Source organism: Streptomyces hiroshimensis (genome assembly GCF_014650335.1).
Taxonomy (GTDB): domain Bacteria; phylum Actinomycetota; class Actinomycetes; order Streptomycetales; family Streptomycetaceae; genus Streptomyces; species Streptomyces hiroshimensis.
In genome coordinates this window covers 269152-288699 of record NZ_BMUT01000011.1, presented here as the reverse complement: position 1 = coordinate 288699, position 19548 = coordinate 269152, and the positions used below count along the sequence as shown (strand labels likewise).

The 19548-nt window shown below is 73.2% G+C and carries 20 protein-coding genes; 7 read left to right on the top strand and 13 right to left on the bottom strand.

The annotated features are described in order from the left end of the window. The first annotated feature begins 24 nt into the window (after nucleotides 1–24). Nucleotides 25–1302 (top strand): benzoate/H(+) symporter BenE family transporter, encoded by a 1278-nt coding sequence (locus IE241_RS24890; protein ID WP_308433739.1) that lies wholly within the window; start codon nucleotides 25–27, stop codon nucleotides 1300–1302. A gap of 22 nt (nucleotides 1303–1324) precedes the next feature. Here the strand turns inward: IE241_RS24890 and IE241_RS24885 are convergent, their stop codons facing one another. The 6 genes from IE241_RS24885 to IE241_RS24860 all read right to left on the bottom strand — a co-directional run bounded on the left by IE241_RS24885 (nucleotide 1325) and on the right by IE241_RS24860 (nucleotide 6629). After that, on the bottom strand, nucleotides 1325–1822 hold the full coding sequence (locus tag IE241_RS24885; RefSeq protein ID WP_190024053.1) for a nucleoside deaminase: 498 nt from the start codon (nucleotides 1820–1822) through the stop codon (nucleotides 1325–1327). Nucleotides 1823–1917: 95 nt separating this feature from the next. After that, on the bottom strand, nucleotides 1918–2388 hold the full coding sequence (gene cynS / locus IE241_RS24880; protein ID WP_190024052.1) for a cyanase: 471 nt from the start codon (nucleotides 2386–2388) through the stop codon (nucleotides 1918–1920). A 116-nt stretch (nucleotides 2389–2504) separates the two neighbouring features. Then, nucleotides 2505–3092, bottom strand: a complete 588-nt coding sequence (locus IE241_RS24875) for a carbonic anhydrase (RefSeq protein WP_190024051.1) — start codon at nucleotides 3090–3092, stop codon at nucleotides 2505–2507. Nucleotides 3093–3250: 158 nt separating this feature from the next. Further along, complete coding sequence (locus IE241_RS24870; protein WP_190024110.1) at nucleotides 3251–5683, bottom strand: SpoIIE family protein phosphatase; 2433 nt, start codon at nucleotides 5681–5683, stop codon at nucleotides 3251–3253. 129 nt (nucleotides 5684–5812) lie between these two features. Then, on the bottom strand, nucleotides 5813–5965 hold the full coding sequence (locus tag IE241_RS24865) for a hypothetical protein (RefSeq protein WP_229899761.1): 153 nt from the start codon (nucleotides 5963–5965) through the stop codon (nucleotides 5813–5815). Between the two features lie 127 nt (nucleotides 5966–6092). Further along, nucleotides 6093–6629, bottom strand: coding sequence for a MarR family winged helix-turn-helix transcriptional regulator (locus IE241_RS24860; RefSeq protein WP_190024049.1), 537 nt, complete (start codon nucleotides 6627–6629; stop codon nucleotides 6093–6095). Nucleotides 6630–6704: 75 nt separating this feature from the next. On the opposite strand from IE241_RS24860, the gene pip reads away from it, so the two are divergent. After that, complete coding sequence (pip, locus tag IE241_RS24855; RefSeq protein ID WP_190024048.1) at nucleotides 6705–7724, top strand: prolyl aminopeptidase; 1020 nt, start codon at nucleotides 6705–6707, stop codon at nucleotides 7722–7724. On the opposite strand, the gene IE241_RS24850 is transcribed toward pip, so the two are convergent. The 3 genes from IE241_RS24850 to IE241_RS24840 all read right to left on the bottom strand — a co-directional run bounded on the left by IE241_RS24850 (nucleotide 7721) and on the right by IE241_RS24840 (nucleotide 10256). Further along, nucleotides 7721–8530: an HAD family hydrolase gene (locus IE241_RS24850; RefSeq protein WP_190024047.1), complete on the bottom strand. Its 810-nt coding sequence runs from the start codon at nucleotides 8528–8530 to the stop codon at nucleotides 7721–7723. The two genes, pip and IE241_RS24850, sit on opposite strands and share 4 nt — an antisense overlap. A 62-nt stretch (nucleotides 8531–8592) precedes the next feature. Further along, nucleotides 8593–9036: a thiol-disulfide oxidoreductase DCC family protein gene (locus IE241_RS24845; RefSeq protein ID WP_190024046.1), complete on the bottom strand. Its 444-nt coding sequence runs from the start codon at nucleotides 9034–9036 to the stop codon at nucleotides 8593–8595. 92 nt (nucleotides 9037–9128) lie between these two features. Further along, on the bottom strand, nucleotides 9129–10256 hold the full coding sequence (locus IE241_RS24840; RefSeq protein ID WP_190024045.1) for an FAD-dependent monooxygenase: 1128 nt from the start codon (nucleotides 10254–10256) through the stop codon (nucleotides 9129–9131). 188 nt (nucleotides 10257–10444) lie between these two features. On the opposite strand from IE241_RS24840, the gene IE241_RS24835 reads away from it, so the two are divergent. Beyond that, complete coding sequence (locus IE241_RS24835; protein WP_229899759.1) at nucleotides 10445–11506, top strand: TetR/AcrR family transcriptional regulator C-terminal domain-containing protein; 1062 nt, start codon at nucleotides 10445–10447, stop codon at nucleotides 11504–11506. Between the two features lie 92 nt (nucleotides 11507–11598). Beyond that, on the top strand, nucleotides 11599–12303 hold the full coding sequence (locus IE241_RS24830) for a YoaK family protein (protein ID WP_229899757.1): 705 nt from the start codon (nucleotides 11599–11601) through the stop codon (nucleotides 12301–12303). Here the strand turns inward: IE241_RS24830 and IE241_RS24825 are convergent. Next, nucleotides 12300–12686 carry a hypothetical protein gene (locus IE241_RS24825; RefSeq protein ID WP_190024043.1) on the bottom strand — a complete coding sequence of 129 codons (387 nt, stop codon included), beginning with the start codon at nucleotides 12684–12686 and terminating at the stop codon, nucleotides 12300–12302. The genes IE241_RS24830 and IE241_RS24825 overlap by 4 nt on opposite strands. A gap of 100 nt (nucleotides 12687–12786) precedes the next feature. Between IE241_RS24825 and sigJ the strand changes: the two genes are divergently transcribed. Next, nucleotides 12787–13707 (top strand): RNA polymerase sigma factor SigJ, encoded by a 921-nt coding sequence (gene sigJ, locus IE241_RS24820; RefSeq protein WP_190024042.1) that lies wholly within the window; start codon nucleotides 12787–12789, stop codon nucleotides 13705–13707. A gap of 32 nt (nucleotides 13708–13739) precedes the next feature. On the opposite strand, the gene IE241_RS24815 is transcribed toward sigJ, so the two are convergent. The 3 genes from IE241_RS24815 to IE241_RS24805 form a co-directional block, all read right to left on the bottom strand. Further along, the gene (locus IE241_RS24815; RefSeq protein ID WP_190024041.1) at nucleotides 13740–14387 is read right to left on the bottom strand and encodes a DUF4360 domain-containing protein; all 648 of its coding nucleotides are present in this window, start codon (nucleotides 14385–14387) and stop codon (nucleotides 13740–13742) included. 60 nt (nucleotides 14388–14447) lie between these two features. Next, entirely contained in the window at nucleotides 14448–15095 is a 648-nt protein-coding gene (locus tag IE241_RS24810) for a DUF4360 domain-containing protein (RefSeq protein ID WP_190024040.1), read from the bottom strand. 220 nt (nucleotides 15096–15315) lie between these two features. Further along, nucleotides 15316–15996 (bottom strand): ribonuclease H family protein, encoded by a 681-nt coding sequence (locus tag IE241_RS24805; protein ID WP_190024039.1) that lies wholly within the window; start codon nucleotides 15994–15996, stop codon nucleotides 15316–15318. A 393-nt stretch (nucleotides 15997–16389) separates the two neighbouring features. Here IE241_RS24805 and IE241_RS24800 point away from each other — a divergent pair, with 393 nt between their 5' ends. Further along, nucleotides 16390–17574 (top strand): MFS transporter, encoded by a 1185-nt coding sequence (locus IE241_RS24800; RefSeq protein WP_373300753.1) that lies wholly within the window; start codon nucleotides 16390–16392, stop codon nucleotides 17572–17574. 615 nt (nucleotides 17575–18189) lie between these two features. Beyond that, the gene (locus tag IE241_RS24795) at nucleotides 18190–19521 is read left to right on the top strand and encodes a condensation domain-containing protein (RefSeq protein WP_190024037.1); all 1332 of its coding nucleotides are present in this window, start codon (nucleotides 18190–18192) and stop codon (nucleotides 19519–19521) included. Nucleotides 19522–19548 lie beyond the last annotated feature (27 nt).

The following is a 19548-nucleotide window of genomic DNA, read 5'->3' as shown; positions in this document are numbered from 1 at the left end:
AACATGTGTAGTGGACTCGCACGCGTGCCCTCCCACCGAATCATCCGGCTCACGCAGCGCATACGTTCCGCAGCTCCCGCCGACGCGGTCACGGCGGGCTTCCTCGCCGTGCTCATCGGCATCACCAGCTCCGTGGCCATCGTCGTCACGGCGGCGAAGGCGGCCGGGGCCACCCCGGCGCAGCTGACGTCCTGGATGTTCGCCCTGGGCATCGGCATGGGGGTCACCTGCGCCGGGCTGTCGCTGCGCTACCGGGCGCCGGTCGTCACGGCATGGTCCACGCCCGGTGCGGCCCTGCTGGCGACCGGCCTGCACGGGGTGTCGATGGCCGAGGCCGTCGGTGCGTTCCTCCTCTCGGCGGCCCTGGTGATCGTCAGCGGTGCGACCGGCTGGTTCGAGCGCGTCATGGACAGGATCCCGGTGCCGCTGGCGTCGGCGCTCCTGGCGGGCGTGCTCGTGCAGTTCGGCACCGGGCTGTTCACGAAGATGCAGCAGGACTTCGCCGTGGTGTTCCCGATGTTCGCGGTCTACCTGGCCTGCAAGCGGTGGCTGCCGCGGTACGCGGTCATCGGCGCGCTGGCCGTCGGGGTCGTGGTGAGCCTGTTCCGCGGCTCGTGGCACCTGCAGGGGCTGCACGTGGCGCTCGCCGAACCGGTCTTCGTACGCCCGGAGTTCTCCTGGCAGGTGCTGATCGGCGTCGGCCTGCCGCTGTTCGTGGTGACCATGGCCTCGCAGAACCTGCCGGGCGTGGCGGTGCTGCGCGGCGCGGGCTACCGTACGCCGGTCTCGCCGCTGCTCACCTGGACCGGGATCGTCAACGCCGTGCTGGCCCCGTTCGGCTGCTTCGGCCTGAACCTGGCCGCGATCACCGCGGCGATCTGCACCGGCGAGGCCGCCCACCGCGACCCCCGCAGGCGCTACCTGGCCTCCGTGTGGGCGGGTCTGTTCTACATCACGGTGGGCCTCTTCGGCGGTGTCGTGGGCTGGCTGCTGACCGCCATGCCGGGCTCCCTCGTCATGGGCATCGCCGGGCTCGGCCTCCTCGGCACGATCGGCGGCTCCCTGACGGCCGCCCTCGCGGACGCGCGCATGCGCGAGGCGGCCGTCGTCACCTTCCTGGCCACCGCGTCGGGGATCACCCTGGCCGGCATCGGCTCGACCTTCTGGGGTCTGCTGGCCGGCGTGCTGGCGACGGTGGTGCTGAACGGGCGCCGCCGGGAGCCTGCGGCGGCGGAGGAGCGGGTGACGGTGGAGAAGCCCGCCGGGCCGGTGCGCGCCGCGGAGGAGAAGGCGGCGCGCTGACGGGCCGTCCCGGCCGCCGCCGTCAGGCGGTGGGGGCTCCGGCCACGCGGCGTTCGCCGCCGTTGCGCTCCTGCCAGAACCGGTAGACGGCGGTGGCCTCGTCGCGGGCCTCGTGGCGCATCGGCAGCCGCCGCTCGCTCCAGTCCTTGGCGAACTCCGCGTAGAAGGTGTTCAGCTCGAAGTACTTGCGGTCGTCGACGTAGTGGGGCTCGTAGTCATCGCGCTGAGTGAGGAAGACGACCTCGTCGGGGCTGCAGTAGTAGAGCGAGCCCAGGCACATCGGGCAGGGGTGGGCGAGCACGTAGATCGTGGTCCCGGTCAGGTGCTCGGTGCCGAGCCTGGTGCAGGCCTCGCGGATGGCGAGGATCTCGGCATGCGCGGTCGGGTCGGAGGTCTGGGCGACGAGGTTGGGGCTCTCGGCGAGGATCTCGCCGTCCTTGACGATGACGGTCGCGAACGGGCGGCCGCCCTCCTCGACGTTCTTGCGGGCGATGTCGATGGTGCGCCGGATGAAGTCCATGGGTGTCGTGGCTCCTGGAAGGGGTGCGGAGCCCGCGCCCGGCGGGGAGCCGGGCGCGGGGATTGCGGGGAGTGGGCCCGTCAGAAGGGGTCCGATCAGAAGGGCTTCGTCGGCAGGTACTTGCCGTCGAGGGTGATGACGGCGCGCTCGCCGCCCTCGGGGTCGGCGACCTTCTTCACGTCCAGCTTGAAGTTGATCGCGCTGATGATGCCGTCGCCGAACTGCTCGTGGACCAGGGCCTTGAGCGTGGTGCCGTAGACCTGGAGCATCTCGTAGAAGCGGTAGACGGTCGGGTCGGTCGGGATGCCGCCGGGGATGGAGCCGCGGGTCGGTATGGTCTGCAGCAGCATCGCGGCGTCGGCGTCCAGGCCGAGCAGCTCGGCGACGGCCTTCGCCGAGGCCTCGGGCAGCGGGTGCTGGCCGAGCACGGCGGCGGTGACGAAGGCGACGGACAGGCCGGCGGCGTCGGCGATCTGCTGCCAGGAGAGGTCCTTGCGCACCTTCGCCTCGACGGCCTGGGCGGCCAGGGCCTGACGGGCGGCGGGGTCGAACTGGGCGTGGATCATGGGAGGGGTTCCTTCCGTGGGTGACACGTGGGTGGGTGACGACACGTGGGTGACGACACGTGGGTGACAAGCCGCGCATGACGGGTCATGCGTGGCGGAGACAGGTGGACGAGGGATCAGGCCACTGCGCCGAGGCGGCCCGCGACGTCGAGTTCCTCGACGGTGCCGCTGCCGATGTCGTAACACCAGCCGTGCAGCGTGACGGTGCCCTGTGCGAGGGCACGGGCCACCGACGGGTGGGTGACCAGGTTCGCCAGCTGGGCGCGGACGTTGCTGCGCACGAGAGCGTCCACCCCGGCGACCGTGGTGCGGGCCCGTGCGGCGTCCGCGTGGCGCAGCCAGTCGGCGGTCGTCGGCAGGGTGCCCAGGTCGTGGCCTTCGGCCAGGGCGGTCATCGCGCCGCAGGCGGAGTGTCCGCAGACGACGATGTCGGTGACGCCCAGGGCGGCGACCGCGTACTCGATGCTGGCCGCGATGCCGTCCGTGCGGGGTGCGTAAGCGGGAACGAGGTTGCCCGCGGTGCGGATGACGAACAGCTCGCCCGGCTCGCTCTGGGTGATCAGCTCCGGCACCACCCGGGCGTCGGAACAGCCGATGAACAGCGTCGTCGGCCGGTGGGTCGCGGCCAGGCGGGCGAAGAGCTCCGCCTTGGCGGGGTAGACGTCCCGCTGGAAACGCGCGACGCCCTCGGTGAGGTCATGCATGGTCACTCCCTTGCGTGGATGCCGGTGGGGGCCGACGTCATCCACTGTGCATGACCTGCACCTATAGTGTCCAAGATGTGAAATCCATGGCTGCTATAGACCTCATCTATAACCGTGCTCTCACGCAGGACCAGCGTCCTCATCCAGGACCAGCGCCTTCATGCAGGCGAGTGCCCCGGCGGCAGTTGCTGCTCCGTCCAGACCGTCTTCCCCTCGCGCCCGTACCGCGTTCCCCAGCGCTCGGTGAGCTGGGCGACCAGGAACAGGCCGCGGCCTCCTTCGTCGGTCGTCCGGGCCCGGCGCAGGTGCGGGGCGGTGCTGCTGGTGTCGGAGACCTCGCAGATGAGACAGGGGCCGAGGATGAGGCGCAGGGTCACCGGCCCCCCGGCGTAGCGGTAGGCGTTGGTGACCAGTTCGCTGACGACGAGCTCGGTCGTGAAGGCCAGGTCGTCCAGCTTCCAGGCGCTGAGCTGCTCGGCCATCAGCGCGCGGGCCTGCCCCGCGGCACGCGCGTCCGCGGGCAGGGTCCAGGTGGCCACGCTGTCCCCCGGCAGCACGCGGGTGCGGGCGAGGAGGAGGGCGACGTCGTCGCCCGGCTCGGCCGGCAGGAGCGCGTCCACGACGGCCTTCGCCGTCTCCTCCACCGGGCAGTCCCGGCGCGCGAGTTCCTCCGCCAGCCGGGCGAGGCCGGCGTCGATGTCGTACTCGGGGCTCTGGACGAGGCCGTTGGTGTAGAGGGCCAGGAGACTGCCCTCGGGCAGCTCGATCTCGGCCGCCTCGAAGGGCAGGCCGCCGAGGCCGAGCGGCGGCCCGGCCGGGAGGTCGGCGAAGGCCGCCGTGCCGTCCGGGGTGACCACGACGGGCGGCGGGTGGCCGGCGCGCGCCAGGGAGCAGATGCGGGAGACCGGGTCGTAGACGGCGTAGAGGCAGCTCGCGCCGGTCACCTGGTCCAGGGGGAAGTCCTGGTTGTTGCTCTCCTGTTCGGCGGCGAGCCGGTGCACGAGGTCGTCGAGGTGGGAGAGGACCTCGTCGGGGTCGAGGTCGAGTTCGGCCAGGGTGTGGACAGCGGTGCGCAGGCGGCCCATGGTGGCCGCGGCGTCGATGCCGTGGCCGATCACGTCGCCGACGACGAGGGCGACGCGCGCGCCGGACAGGGGGATGACGTCGAACCAGTCCCCGCCGACGCCTTCGGCGGCGCCCGCGGGGATGTACTGGTGGGCGACCTCGGCGGCCGGAAGCTCGGGCAGCTCGCCGGGGAGCAGGCGGCGCTGCAGGGTCAGGGCGGCCTGGTGCTGGCGGGTGTAGCGGCGGGCGTTGTCGATGCAGACGGCGGCGCGGGCGGCGAACTCGCCCGCGAGGGTGAGGTCGTCCTCCTCGAACGGATCGGGGGTGCGGGAGCGCCAGAGGGTGACGAGGCCGAGGACGAGGCCGCGGGCGGCCAGCGGCAGCATCATGACCGAGTGGACGCCCATCGCCCGGGCGTGGTCGGCGCGCTCCTGCGCCACGGCGGCGTGGTCGGCGGGGGTGCGCAGCTCGGGCACGAGGATCGGGACCTGCTCGGCCAGGCACCTGCCCTGCGGGGTCTCCGGGGCGAAGCGGATGATGCCGCCCAGGGGGTTGAGGCCCTCTTCGGCGCTCGGGTTCTCGGACCTGACGGCCGTCCGGAGGACGGGCCCGAAGCCGTCCTGCGAGGGCTCCTCGCCGCGGCTGACGGGTTCGAGGAGGTCGACGGTGGCGCAGTCGGCGAGTTCGGGGACGACGACGTCGGCGAGCTCCCAGGCGGTGGTGACCACGTCCAGCGTGGTGCCGATGCGGGCGCCTGCGTCGTTGAGCAGGGCCAGCCGGAGTCTGGCCCGGTGCCGTTCGGTGACGTCTTCGACCAACTGGGTGACGCCGAGGATGTCTCCGGCCGAATCCTCCATGCGGAACGCGGAGACGGAGACGTACCGGACGTGGGAAGGGTCCGAGCGCAGCCGGCACGGCTGCTCGGTGAAGATCATCGGCCGTCCGGTCTCCAGCACCTCGCGCAGGCGGCGCTCCACCGTCTCCGTGTCCGCCGCCACCAGGAAGTCGCCCGTGCAGCGGCCCCGCGCCTGCTCGACGGTGATGCCGCCGATCCGGGCGACGGCCCGGTTGATCCGCAGGATGCTCAGGTCGGGGGCGTGGACGGCCAGTCCCACGGGGGCGGTCCGGAAGAGCCCGTCCAGGACGGAGCGGTCGGTCTCCCACTGGATCACGTCCCCCGCAGGGGCGCCGACCAGGAACCATTCGGTGGCGGGGCCGTCGCGGACGATGCGGCGGGACCGGACGCCCACGGGGATGCGGCGGCCGTCGCGGTGGACTACGGGGACGATGCCGAACCAGCCGGAGTCCCGCAGGCAGGCGGCGGCCGCCGCCACGACCTCGTCGCGGTCGCCCGGGTCCACCAGCGCCTCCAGGGCGGGCCGCCCGATCACGTCGTCCGCCGGGTGGCCCAGCAGGGCCTCGGCGCGGTGTCCCCAGCCCACGACGGTCCCCCGGTGGTCCAGTACGGCCGACGCCGAGTTGCCGACCGAGAAGGGGTCCTCGGGACTCTCGTGGAAGAGCGTCATCGGTTCGTCCGTCACGCCGTCCTCCTTCCCTCGGACGCGCCGGGGCTGCCGTCTTCTGCTTCCACTCTGCTTCCACAGTGATGGGTGAGGAGCGTCGGCGCTTGCCGACCCGGCGGGCCCGTGGCGGCCTCAGACGATGCGCCGGCGCCGGCGCGTGCCACGGTGCCTGCCCGGAGCTCGGCGCGGCGGGACGGGGCCGGTCAGTATGCGTTCCTCGTAGCGGCCCAGGGCGAGGATTCCGCACAGCAGCAGAGGGGGGAGGGCGAGGGCGAAGACGACCACGGGAGGCTCCTGCCGGGAGGAGGGACTCATAAGGTCGCGTTGCCGCACAGAGACGGCGCAAACCTGGCCGGGTGGCGCACATGGGTGGTTCGCGCTCCCCCATGTGGAGCAGGAGTACCCGTGGGGCCTACGGGGTCACCTGGGCCGGCTCCGGGCCTGCGTCCGGCGGCAGCGCCTCGGTGATCCGCTGCCGCATCGGGCGCCGGCGCAGGGCGTCGAGCGCCTCGGTGACGAGCAGGCCGAGCGGATAGGACAGCTCCGCCTCGAACTCCGCCGCCGCGGCGGCCGTGGCGGCCCATTCGGCCTCCAGCACCGGCAGCAACGACTCGGCGCGGGCGGTCAGGTGCACGACGCGCTGCCGGGCGTCCTCCTCCCCCGGCGCGAGGACGACGAGCCCGTCCCCGGCCATCCGCGCCACGGTCTGGCTCGCGGCCGAGTGGGTCACGCCGGTCGCCCGCGCGAGGTCGCGGATCGAGGCCGGCCCCGAGGCGGCCAGCGCGCGCACGACGGGAGTGAAGCGCGGACGGAATCCGGGCGCCCCGAGGTCCGCGTACACGGCGCCGACACCGCCGTCGAGCAGCTCCAGGAGATGGCGCAGCCGGGTGCCGAGCAGTTCGGGGCCCGGGGTGCCCAGGGTGTCCGGGGTGTCCGGGGAAGACGTCATAGGGCGTAATGTAACAGCGCTGTTGCATATGCGGCAGCGCTGTTGTATTCGCTGGAAGGACGGGAGACCGGGCGCATGGACGCGGACGCGGGCGGGCTGTACCCGCCGATCGAGCCGTACGAGACGGGCCTGCTCGACGCCGGCGACGGCAACCTCGTGTACTGGGAGGCCTGCGGCAACCCCGAGGGCAAGCCCGCGCTCGTGGTCCACGGCGGGCCGGGGTCGGGCTGCGGCACCGGCGTGCGCCGGTACTTCGACCCCGACCGCTACCGGGTCGTCCTCTTCGACCAGCGCGGCTGCGGCCGCAGCACCCCGCACGCGAGCGACCCCGCGACGGACATGCGGCACAACACCACCGCGCACCTGATCGCCGACATGGAGCGGCTGCGTACGCACCTCGGCATCGACCGCTGGCTGCTGTACGGCGGCTCGTGGGGGTCGACGCTGCTCCTGGCCTACGCGCAGACGCACCCGGAGCGGGTCTCGGAGATCGTCGTCTCCGGGGTCACGACCACCCGCCGTTCGGAGATCGACTGGCTCTACCGCGGTGCGGGCCGGTTCTTCCCCGAGCAGTGGGAGCGCTTCCTCGCCGGAGCCCCCGGCACACCGCGCGACGGCGACGTCGTGGCGGCCTACGCGCGCCTGACCGAGCACCCCGAAGCCGCCGTGCGGGAGCAGGCCACGGCCGACTGGTGCGCCTGGGAGGACGCGGTCCTCTCGGGCGAGACGGACGGCTCCGCGCCCACCGCTCCCTACACCGGCAGGCCGGCCGCCGCCCGGCTGGCCCTGGTGCGCATCTGCGCGCACTACTTCTCCCACGGGGCCTGGCTGGAGGAGGGCGCGCTGCTGCGCGACGCGGGGCGCCTGGCCGGCATCCCGGGCGTGCTCGTCCACGGCCGCCTGGACATGGCGGGCCCGCTGGGCACCGCGTGGGAACTCGCCCGGGCATGGCCCGGATCACGGCTGATCGTCGTCGACGGCGCGGGGCACCTGGGCACCGATGCGACGCGCCGTCACGTGCTCGGCGCCCTGGACGCGTTCGCCCGGGCCGGAGACCAGGCCGGAGACCAGGCCGGAGACCAGGCCGGGGACTAGGCCGGCCCGAAGAGCCGCTCCAGGACGGCGGCGACCCCGTCCTCCTCGTTGGTCCCCGTGCGCCGCCGCACCGAGGCGAGCACCGCCGGGTGGGCGTTGCCCATGGCGTAGCCGGTGCCCGCCCAGGTCAGGATGGTGAGGTCGTTGGGCATGTCCCCGAAGGCGACGACCTCCGCGGCGGGGACACCCCGCCCGGCGCACAGCTCCGCCAGCGTGCCGGCCTTGGTGACGCCCGGCGCGCTGATCTCCAGCAGCCCGCGCCCGCCCGAGTGCGTGAACTGCGCCTCGGCGCCCGCCGCTTGCTCCGCGGCGGCGAGCAGCAGATCCGCGTCGAGCCGCGCCGACCAGGCGAGCAGCTTGGCGATGGGGACGTCCGCCGTCCACAGGTCCGCGACGGACGCCACGGGCGACTCCGCTCCGGCGTCCTCGGGCAGGCGCAGCCCGTACGCCGGTTCGTACAGCACGCTGTGGCCGGTCTCGACCGCGAATCCCACGTCCGGCACGACCGCCGACAGTGCGGCGACGACCCTGCGGGCGACGTCGACGGGCAGGGCACGGGAAGCGGTGACGGTGCGCGCCGCAAGGTCGTACACGAGCGCGCCGTTGCTGCACACGGCCGTGCCGGCGAGGCCCGTCGCGGCGGAGAGCCGGTCCACGAAGCGGGGCGGCCGGGCGGTGACGAAGACGACTTCGGCCCCGGACGCGGTCGCCGTCCGCAGGGCGCGGAGGGTGCGCGGCGAGAGGGTCCTGTCGTTGCGCAGGAGGGTTCCGTCGAGGTCCGTGGCGATCACGCGGGGGCGGGTCATCGCCCTACGCTACCGGACGCCCTCGACGCCGCAAGGAGCGCGAAGGAGTGTGAACTCGCAGATCAGCGGCCCGTGTTCGAGTGGCCTGCGTTCGAGTGACCCGGCCCCGCCGCCTTCCCCGCTCCGGGGCGGCGGCCGGCGGGCAGCGCGCAGGCCGCCGTGCCGCCGGGCAGCCGGTGCCGGTTGTCCGCGATCAGCCGGTACAGACCGTGCGCGGCCCAGCGCACGGGCGGCAGCGTGAGCACCGCCCCGGCGACGGCCCATCCGCCCCGCGCGCTCAGCAGGAGCTTGGCGACGGCCTGGGCGCCACCGTAGACCGTGCCGCCGGGAGCGATCCACAGCAGCTCGTGCTCGGCCCTCTCCTGCGTGACGCCCAGCGCGTCCAGGTCCGCGAACTGCCATGCGACGACGTCGCAGCGCGGCCGTACGTACGTCTCGGCGCACCGGACCGAGGTGGTGCAGAAGCCGCAGTCGCCGTCGTAGACGAGCACAGGTCGGGTTCCCATGGGCCCATCATGCCGCGCGGGGCGCCGGGCCCCGTTCCGGGGTCCGGCGAGGGCGTCTGCCTCTTGCGGGACAGTTCGGCCGCCGTGACGGCTCAACCGTCGAGCGCGATGCCGTTCTTCGCCTTCTCCATCGACTCCTCCGACATGTTCCCGCTCGCGTTCTCCTGCGCGAGCGCCTGGTTGAGGCCGACGAACGGCCGCATGCGGGACTCGTAGCGGGCGAAGGCGGCGGCGTGGTCTCCGTCCGCCTGCCGGCCGAGTTCGGCGGCCAGGACGTAGGCGCCCACGAGCGCCAGGCTCGTGCCCTGGCCGGAGAGCGGCGACGCGCAGTAGCCGGCGTCGCCGGCCAGGGCCACCCGGCCGGTGGTCCAGCGGTCCATGTGGATCTGGGCCATCTCGTCGAAGTAGAAGTCCGGGGCCTCGCGCATGGCCTGCAGGAGCCGCGGCGTCTCCCAGCCCACGTGCGCCAGCCGCTCGGACATGAGCGCCTTCTGCTGCCCGGTGTCGCGGTAGTCGTACGCGACGGGGCCCGACTTGAAGCCGAGCGTGGCCCTGATCTCGGTGTTGTCCCGCACCGGGTAGACGCAGTAGGTCGCGCCGCCCTCCGCCGACTCCTCGTTGAGCCATATCTCCCAGTTGTCGAGGCCGAGGAAGTTGGGGGCGCTGAAGACCGTGATGTACGCGCCGAGGCGGCGGAGGAACCGCTCCTCCGGGCCGAAGGCCAGCTGCCGCACCTTCGAGTGCAGGCCGTCGGCGCCCACGACGAAGTCGAAGGTCCGCTCCGGGCCCTGCTCGAAGACGACCCGCACACCGTCCGGCCCGTCGTGGAGGGCGGTGACGGAGTCCCCGAAGAGGAATTCCACGCCTGCGCCGAGGGCCTGCCGGTGCAGCAGCGCAGTGAGGTCCTCGCGCAGCAGCTCGATGTCCTCGCTGTCCAGCCGGCCGCCGCTGAGGGTCATCTCCTCCGAGCGCCACACCTCCTCGCCCCGGCCGTCGAGCACGGCCATGCCGCGCAGCCGGGTGCGGACGCCGCGCGCCTCGTCCAGGATCCCGGTCCGGTCGAGGACGTCGAGGGCGACGCCGCGGACGTCGATGGCCTGGCCGCCGGGGCGCACGGCGGGGGCCCGCTCGACGACGGTCGCGGCGAGGCCGTTGCGGCGGAGCCAGTAGGCGAGGGTGAGCCCGGCGACGCTGGCTCCGGAGACGAGGACGGTCTTCATGGCGAGCACCTTTCTCTGCTTCTCTGCGTTCCTGCGCTGCATACGCTGCATACGCTGTACGCATCTGAATGTACGCCGTACACGCAGCTCCGACAAGCGTTGTTTTGAGCCCTGCACTAGTACAGAGGCTGTTCGCACCCCACTCCCCTGCTAGTCTCTGTACTAGTACAGCGAGAAGGAGGCCGTCCTTGGCCGGCACATCGGTTCCCCCCTACCTGCGCATCGCCGCCGAACTGCGGCGGCGCATCGCGGACGGCGAGCTCGCCCCCGGCGACCGCGTCCCGTCCACCCGGCGGATCGCCCAGGACTGGGACGTCGCCCTCGCCACCGCCACGAAGGTGCTGACCACCCTGCGCCAGGAGGGGCTCGTACGGGCCCGGCCGCGCGTGGGCACCGTGGTCGCAGGCCCGGAGCGGCCGGGTGCGGAGCGGCCGCCCCGGACACCCCGGCCGGAGCGGGCTCCGCAGGCGGCCGCCGCCGCGCCCGCACCGAAGAACGCCGCCCCGAAGAACGCCGCCGCAGCCCCGCCCGGCGGCGAGCACGAGCTGACCCGCGAGCGCATCGTCCGGGCGGCCGTCGGCATCGCCGACGCCGAAGGCCTGGCCTCGCTCTCCATGCGCGGCGTCGCCGGCCGTCTGGGGGTCGCCGCCATGTCGCCCTACCGCTACGTGAACAGCAAGGACGACCTGGTGCTCCTCATGGCCGACGCCGTGCTCGCGGAGCTCTCCTACCCCGAGGACGCCCCCGCCGGCTGGCGGCAGCGCCTGGAGCTCGGGGCCCGCGCGCTGTGGGCGGTGCACCGCCGGCACCCCTGGCTCGCGCACATCGGCCCCCTCACCCGCCCGCTCGCCGTGCCCCGCCTCATCGGCTACTCCGAGTGGATGCTCGGCGCGCTCGACGGGCACGGCCTGTCCGCGACGACGATGCTCGACGTGAACGTGCTGCTGTACAGCTACGTCCAGGGCACCGCCGTCCACCTGGAGCGGGAGGCCCAGGCCGCGAGCGACTCCGGGCTGTCCGGGGAGGAGTGGATGGACTCCCAGGCCGAGGCCTTCGACGCCCTCACCGCCTCCGGCCGGTACCCCGTCTTCGCCAAGGTCATCGGGGCGTTCGCCGACAGCGGCGAAGGCGAAGGCGGCGGCGAAAGCGGCGGCTACGACCTGCGCCTCGACGAGGTCTTCGAGCTCGGGCTCACCTCGATGCTGGACGGCCTGACCACGCTGATCGAGGGGCCGGGGGCCCGGGGGTGAGGCCGGAGGTGAGGCCGGGGCGCGGAGCCTGAACGGCCCACGGACAGCGCAATCGCCGCCGGAGCCCGGCGGGCCCGCCGACAGTGGTACCCGTGAAGCTGCAGCCCGGTGCCACCCTCCCGGCGGCCATGGTGGCGCTGACCGTGACGACGGGGATGGTCGAGGCGGTCAGCTTCCTCGCACTCGGCCCCGTCTTCACCGCCGTCCAGACGGGCAACACGCTCTTCCTCGGCTTCGCGGTCGTCGGCTCCGGCGAGTTCTCCGCCGCGGCGTCGGCGGCGTCGCTCCTGGGGTTCGCCGTCGGCGCGGCCCTGGGGGCGCGGCTGAGCTCCGGCGCGGACGTCCGCGGGCGCCGCTGGTTCGTGGAGGCGCTGGTCGCCGAGTCCGTACTGCTGGCCGTCGCCGGACTGGCCGGATGGAGCATCGAGCGGTACGGCCATCCCCTGACGTTCCGTCAATACCTGGTGACGGCCCTGGTCGCCCTGGCCATGGGCATGCGCAACGTCACGACCTTGCGGGCGAGCGTGCCGGACATGCCGACCACCGTCATCACCCGGACCATGACCGCCCTCATCGGCACCTCCCGCTTCGGTCTCGACTCCAGGATCCCTTCCGGCACCGCGGCCGAGATCCGCCGTACGGCGTCGGTCGGGGCGATGTTCGCCGGCGGGCTGCTGGGCGCCTGGATGCTCCACGAGGCCGTACGCCCTCCCGCCGTACTCCTGGTGACGTCCGCCTGCGTCCTGGCCGTCGCCCTCGTCCTCACCTGCACTCCGCGCCACCGCACCGGACCTTAGCGCCGGGCCAGGGCCAGCACGCTCAGGCCGAACATCAGGACGCCCAGGGGGAGATGGACCGACGGGACGTGCGCGATGCCGAGCACGACCTGGACCGAGGCGAGTACGAGGAATCCCGACGCGTGCCGGACGGGCCGGGGCGAGCCGCCGCCCGGCTTCCACGCCAGGACCGCAGCGAGCGCGTACAGCATCGACGCCCCGTACATCACCCGGGCTCCGACACTGTGCAGCGTCTCCCCATAGGACGAGGTCAGCAGCAGTCCGGCGGAGACCGCCTGAAGGAAGATGGTCAGGGTCTGCAGGACGATCGCGGTCTGCAGGAACGCGGAGCCGCGCCGTGCGTTCTCCGTCGCCGTCGCCTCGGTCGTCACCTCGGTGGCCATGTCACAGTCCTCTTTTCCGCCCTCGGGCAGGGGTCGATAAGGTCTCACCAGTCCGACGACGCGGGCCTGCGAAAGGTAAGGCGAGGGGGCGACCGGAAGCATGGGGAGTGCCGGGACCGGTGCGGAGGGGATAGCCGGCGAGCGACGCCGGCTGATCAATGTCGCCTACCGGCTGCTCGGTTCGGTGACCGAGGCCGAGGACGCCGTACAGGACGCCTACGCGCGCTGGTACGGACTGCCGCGAAGCCGGCAGGAGGAGATCCTCTCCCCCGGCGCCTGGCTGACGACGGTGACCGGCCGCATCTGCCTGGATGTGCTCGGCTCGGCGCGGGCCCGCCGTGAACGCTATGCCGGCGCGTGGCTGCCCGAGCCGCTGCCCGACCGCACCGAGTGGGACCGTGCGGGCGGCGCCGAGCCCGCCGGCCGTGCGGACCCCGCCGATCAGATCGTTCTGGACGAGTCGGTGACCATGGCCTTCCTCGTCGTCCTGGAGACGATGACGCCCGCCGAGCGGGTCGCGTTCGTCCTGCACGACGTCTTCCGGTATCCCTTCGCCGAGATCGCCGGCGTTCTCCGGCGCACCCCTGCAGCCTGCAAGCAACTGGCGGCCTCCGCCCGGCGGCGGGTGAGCGCCGCGCGCGCCCCGGTGCCGGCGGCGACCGGCCAGGCGGATGTGGTCAGACAGGTCAAAGAGGCGTGGGAGACCAAGGACATCGCAGCCCTCGTCGGCCTCCTCAACCCGGCTGCCGTGATGACCGCCGACGGCGGCGGCATCGTCGGCACCGCCCTGCGCCCGGTCGAGGGGGGCGCGCGCATCGCCCGGTACATGGTCGCCATCGCCGACAAGGCACCGGGCCTCGAACTTCTGGAACGCTCGGTCAACGGTGCGCCGGGCCTGGTGGCCCGGCGCGCCGGCGTCGTCCTGACCGTGGCCTCGTTCGACGTCGCCGACGGGCGCATCACCCGGATCTGGGTGGTCCGCAACCCGCACAAGCTGCGACCGTGGGCGCGGGAGGACTAGCCGGCCTCGCTTGCCGACGGGTCAGGTCAGGGTCAGCGGGGGCACTGTTTCCAGGCGAAGTGGTAGAGCGTGCTGATGCTGCCGTCCGTCGAGTCCATCGCCAGGAAGCTCGTGGTCCGCGTGGTGTCCGACGTGCCGGCGTCCACGCGCAGTTCGGTGTTGATGTTCAGGTAACGGACGGCCCCGCAGGGCGCATAGACCACCGAGTCGATGTCCGTGGTGTCGGACGTCTGCCAGTTGTCGTGGAGCGGGCCCGTGAAGTGGTGGTTCACGAAGGTGGTCTGCGACATGCCCTGGAAGTAGTAGTTGGCCCGCTCCAGGCCCGCCGCGCCCTTCTCCAGATGGGCGAAGCCGCGGTAGTCCGCCTTGGCGACCGCGTACGTGAAGCCCTGCGGGACGTGGACGTTCAGGCTGAGCTGGCAGTTCTTCCGGAAGTCGGTCGGCTTCGCGCCGACCCCCACCTGCGCCTGATAGTTGCTGTATGTCACGGTAAACGCCGTGTTGTCTGGACTGACGGTCACGCTGGCCGTGCCGGCGGGACAGCCCGATCCGTTGACACCCACGACATCGATCACGATCTTGTCAGGCGGAGGCTCCCCGTCTGCAGTGGCCGACGACGGCACGATCGAAGCGGCGAGCAGGGCGACGGCCGCGCTGCCGATCACCACCGGTCTCAACATGGAGATACCTCCCCCTGGTCCAGGATTCACGGACGTACACCTGTGCCCGAAGGCGGCCGGTCAGGGGCACTCCTTCCACGAGAAGTGGTAGAGGGTGCTCACGCTGCCGTCGGTGGAGTCCATCTCCATGAAACTGGTGCTGTTCGCCGGGTCCGAGCTGCCTGCGCTCACCCGGAGTTCGGTGTTCACGTTGAGCAGCCGCTGTGCGCCGCAGGGGGCGTAGACGAGCTCGGACGCGTCCGTCACGTCCGTCGTCTGCCAGTTGTCGCTGAGCGGGCCCGCGAAGCGGTGGGAGACGGAGGTGGTGTGGGACATCCCCTGGAAGTAGTAGCTGGCCCGCTCCAGGCCGGCGGCGCCGTTCTCCAGGTGCGCGAAGCCCCGGTAGTCCGCCTTGGCGATCGCGTACGTGAAGCCCTGCGGGACGTGGATGTTCAGGCCGAGCTGGCAGTTCTTGCGGAAGTCGGTCGGCTTGGCGCCGACGCCCACCTGGGCGAGGTACTTGCTGTACGTCACCGTGAAGGCCGTGTTGTCCGACGCGACCGCCACGGCTGCCGTCCCGGCCGGGCACCCCGAGCCGTTGACCGCCACGACGTCGATGACGACCCTGTCCGGCGGAGGCACCCCGTCCGCGGCGGCCGAGGAGGGGGCGAACGATGCGGCGGCCACCAGCGCCACGGCCGCTCCGGCGGTCATCACCGGTCTGAACATGGGATTCCCCTTTCTTTCCCCCGTGCGGACTCGCTGTGCGCGCGGCCCATGCCACCACCGGGGAGGGGTCGTGCATAGGCCAGGTTGAGCCGACCCTGAGGACCGGTCGGTCACCTCCTGGGCCCCGGTGACCCCACCTGCACCGGACGGGGCGTCCTGGAGGCGGCGGGCACCGGGGCGGCAGTCACGCAGCGGGTACGCAGCAGCGCTTGCGCAGCGGCTACGTGGCGGCCGCGCACGACGGGTGGCCCCACCCGCGCTCGCCCTTGGAGATCTTCTCGCCGACCGCGTACGACGAGCCGCACGGGCACCGGCCCGCGAACTTCGCCTTGATCGTCGCCGTCCCGGAGGAGCGCGGCTTGCGGCTCTTCGGCGGGCCGCTGCGCCGGGCCGTGGAGGCCTCGCGCGGCGCGGGCACGGGCATGCCCCCGGCTCCCCGCGAGGTGCCGGACGCCTGCTGGAGGGACGCCGCGTCGCTCGCCGCCTGGTCGGCGATGGCGTTCAGGGGGTCGCCGTTCTCCTGGTGGGCCGGCACGTACCGGAATTCGACGGCGCGGCCCGCGAGGAGGGCGTCGATGCGCACGACGAGGTCGCGGTTGGCCACCGGCGAACCGGAGGAGGTCTTCCAGCCGTTGCGCTTCCAGCCGGGGAGCCACTTCGTGACGGCGTTCATCGCGTACTGCGAGTCCATCCGCACCTGCATCGGCACGGCCGGGTCCGTGGCCTCCAGGAGCTGTTCGAGGGCGGTCAGCTCCGCGATGTTGTTGGTCGCCTTGCCGAGGGGGCCGGCCTCCCAGCGCTCCGGGGTGCCCGTCGCGTCGGCGACGACCCAGGCCCAGCCCGCGGGCCCGGGGTTGCCCTTCGATGCCCCGTCACAGGCGGCGATGATCTGTTCAGACATCCCTCGATCATGCCAGGGATCGCGGGCCTGCCGTGCGCGTCCGGCGGCACGCCCCCGCCCCGCCCGGCCGCCGGACCGGGCGGGCGCTCTGCGGTACACGGACACCGATTACCGGACATTCCCCTGTCGCACCCCGGCCAGTGGTCCTCTGCTCCCAGTCGCAGCGGACCTCCGCAGGTCACACCTGGTGCCGTTCAGATGGCGGGCACCTGCGGTTCACTGGTCGGTCAAGAGGAGTTATCCATATTGAGAACGTTAATGACCGAAAATATCCGTCATTTTTGACTGAGCGCATCGTCATGCCCAAATGTCTGCCAAATGTTGTCAATGAAGCCTCACAGCGGTGGCCTCTTACGGAATAGGGATTTCCGTTTGCTGCTTTCCGGTGCCGCGGTGAGCCAGATCGGCGCCCAGGTGACCGTGGTGGCGCTGCCCCTGGTCGCCGTGGTCGTACTCGACGCCTCCCCCATGGAGGCCGGCCTGCTGACCGCCGCCGAGACCGCGGCGTTCCTGCTGGTCGGCCTGCCGGCCGGAGCGTGGGTGGACCGGATGCGCCGGCTGCCGGTCCTCATCCGCGCCGACGTCGTCCGCGCGGCGGCGATGGCGAGCCTGCCGCTCGCCGCCTGGGCCGGGGCCCTGACGATGGCGCACCTCTACGTGGTCGCCCTCGTCACCGGCATGGCCACGGTCTTCTTCGACATCGCGCACCAGAGCTACCTTCCGTCCCTCCTGCCCCGTGACCGGCTGGTCGGAGGCAACGGCGCCCTGGAAACGGCCCGTTCGTCCGCCCAGGTCGCGGGCCCCGGGCTGGGCGGCGCCCTGGTGCAGATCCTCGGGGCACCCTTCGCCCTGCTGGCCGACGCGATCGGCTATGTGCTGTCCGCCCTCTTCCTGCGCGGCATCCGGGCCGCCGAACCGCAGCCGGCGCCCGCACCGGGCGTCGCGCTGCGCGCCCAGATCGCGGAAGGTCTCGCATTCGTCTTCCGGCATCCGGTCCTACGCATGATCGCCTGCGCCACGGCGCTCGCCAACTTCTTCACCGCGATGCTCATGGCGGTCCAGACGGTGTTCCTGGTGCGGGTGCTGGACCTGCCGCCCGGCGCCATGGGGCTGATGATGTCGGCCTCGGCCGTCGGCGGTCTGGCCGGTGCCCTGTGCGCCGGAGCACTCGCCCGCGCGGTCGGCCAGGCCAGAGTCATCTGGCTGTCGACGGTCGTCACGGGCCCGTTCGCCCTGCTGTGGCCGCTGGCCGGCCGGGGCGCCTCCGCCGTGTGGTTCGCCGTCGCCTCCGCGGCCGTCTTCTTCGGCGCCGTCGTCTACAACGTCGCGCAGGTCAGCTTCCGGCAACTGCTGTGCCCCGACGAGCTGCTCGGCCGGATGAACGCCACGCTGCGCTTCATGGTGTGGGGCACCATGCCCCTCGGCGCGCTGATCGGCGGGGGCATCGCCGAGGCGGCCGGGCCGCGCGCCGCGGTATGGGTGTGCGCCGCCGGGATCCTGCTGGTGCCGGTGCCACTCCTGGCCTCGCCGCTGCGACGCCTGCGGGACCTGCCTGCGGCGGCCGCGGTCACCGGCTGACGGGGTACGCACCCCGCCTGCCGGCGGCCGGACGACCGCCGGGTCCGGACCCGGCTCCGGACCCGTCCTCCGACCGGACGAGCCGCACCGCCGTCCCGGCCGATGGAGCAGCCCGGACGCCGACCCGAGTGCCGGTGCCGGCCCGGATGACCCGAATGCGCGCCTGCCAAGCCGCCCCGCCCGCACACGCCGCACCGCCCGCACACGCCGCACATCCCGCCCGGCCGAGCCGCACCGATCACCAGGTGGAGCCGACCTCCACACCGCCCCGACCGGCTGAACGACCCCGCCCGGCCGCGCCGCCCGATCACGGGCCCGGCCCGAGCGTACGAACCGCCCCGACCAGGGCCGAGCCATCCCGGTCACCAGCCCGTCCCGACATCCGACCCCAGCCGACTTCCACACCGCCTCGACCGGCAGAGCCACCCCGGCCGTCCTGCCAGCCCGGCCACCGATCCGTCCGGACCGGCCGCGCCACCCCGGCCGCCCTCGCCACGACCGCAGTTCGCAACCGCAACCCGCAGCTCGCAGCTCGCAGCTCGCAGCAGCTCGGCGCATGTCATCGCTCCTCTCGTCCCACGAGCCGTCGCGCCCCTCGGCGCACGGGAGGTCATCGTGCAACCCGGCAACATCACCTCGTCCTACCTCGCCCGCTACCGGAACCTCACCGAAGGCGCCGCCGAGCCCGGCGGCGCGCCGGCACCGCTGCCGGTCACCGGAGCGCAGCGGCGCTTCCTCCTCGCCCGCCGGCTCGACCCCGCCGGGCGGCCGGTCCTGGTCCCGTTGTTCTTCGCCTTCCCCGCGGGGGCCGTCGACACCGAGCGGCTGCGCGCGGCCGCCGGGCACCTGGCCGCCCTGCACCCGGCGCTGCGCACGCGCCCGCTGGTGCGGCGCGGGGTGCCGCTCCAGGTGCCCGGCGCCCCGGCCGGGCAGGTGGACCGCGTCCGGCCGCGGCCCGGCGAGTCCGCCCGCGACGCCCTGCGGCACGCCCTGGCCGAATGGCCCGCGGACGGCCCGCCGTTGCGGTTCCTCCTGGCGGACGACGCCTCGGCGGACGGCGGCGCGCAGGAGATCCTCGCCGTGGTCCTGGACCACACGGCCTGCGACGAGCAGTCCCTGGGCCTGATCACGGCGGGCCTCTCCGACGCGTACCGCGAGGGGCTCGGACCGCAGGACGTGCCCGTGGACGTGGCGGCCGACGGCATGGCCGCCTACGCGGACGCCGTGCACCGTCAACTCGCCGCCGAGGAGAAGGCGTCGCAGCCCCAGTCCCTCGCCTACTGGGCGAAGCGCCTCGCAGGCCTCCGCGGCGCCGCCGCACCGGTCGGCAGCGGCACGGGCACCGGCCCCCGCACCGGCACCGCCCTGCGCCGGATCCCCGTCACCGGGGACGGCGCGCGGTCCACGGCCTTCCCCGTCCTCCTCGACGCCTGCGCCGGGGCGGCCCGTACGCTCCACGGCGCGGACTCCGTACCGGTCCTGGGGTACCCCTGGGGCGGCAGGCCCCCCGGTGCCGCGCCGGTCCTCGGGTGCTTCCTCAACACCGTCGCGCACCCGGCGGACGACACCGACGTCGCGGAGCGCGCCTCGGCCTGGTGGGACGACCTCGACCGCGCCGACACCCCCTTCGACGAGGTGGTGCACGCGGCCCGCCGGGCCGGGACACCGTGGTCCGGCCGGCTGGACGGCCTCCTCACCTTCGAGGATCTCGGCCGCCGGCCACCGCTGCGGCTCGGCGGTGCCACGGGGCGGGAGACCCACATCGACGGCCGCCCCGTACAGGCTCCCTTCGCCGTCTCCGTCTCCTACGGCTCCGACCTCCTCGTCCGCATGGCCTGGGACCGGTCGGCCGTTCCGGACCACCGTGCGGAAGAGGCCTTCGACCGCCTGACCGACGCGCTCGCTGCGCTCGCCACGCGCAACGCGCATCCCGCTCCTGCGGGCTGAGCCCACCGCAAGCCGCCCTGCCCCACG